Origin of the sequence: Neisseria sp. P0001.S007, assembly GCF_051963655.1 — a bacterium.
GTDB classification, from domain to species: Bacteria; Pseudomonadota; Gammaproteobacteria; order Burkholderiales; family Neisseriaceae; genus Neisseria; species Neisseria subflava_A.
This window is the reverse complement of the sequence record NZ_JBQCUB010000049.1, coordinates 1-258: the sequence shown is the minus strand read 5'-3', so window position 1 is coordinate 258 and position 258 is coordinate 1. Positions and strand designations below refer to the sequence as shown.

Below are 258 nucleotides of genomic sequence, written 5' to 3'. Positions count from 1 at the left end.
GTGGGTTGCCCGAAGTAAAAACCCGAATTGGAGCCGCGGAAAAAATTCCACAAATTGGAAAAAAAAAAACCCCAAATAAATTGTAAAATCAAAAAACGGCAAACAAAGGAAAACAATATAACTAACCAAAAACAAAAAACCAAAAAAACCCCACAGACCAAATCACCGGTCCAAACGGCAAAAAATTGTAAAACAAAAACAAAAACAACCGCGAGAAAAAACACCACGCCCACCAATAATCACACCAACACAACGTTA

At 36.8% G+C, this 258-nt stretch carries 1 protein-coding gene; it reads left to right on the top strand.

Annotated features, from left to right (window positions below; all coding sequences use genetic code 11):
• Positions 1–54: 54 nt before the first annotated feature.
• Positions 55–258 (top strand): hypothetical protein (locus tag ACTHRE_RS11160; RefSeq protein ID WP_440345285.1); only part of this gene is annotated, 204 nt, incomplete at its 3' end.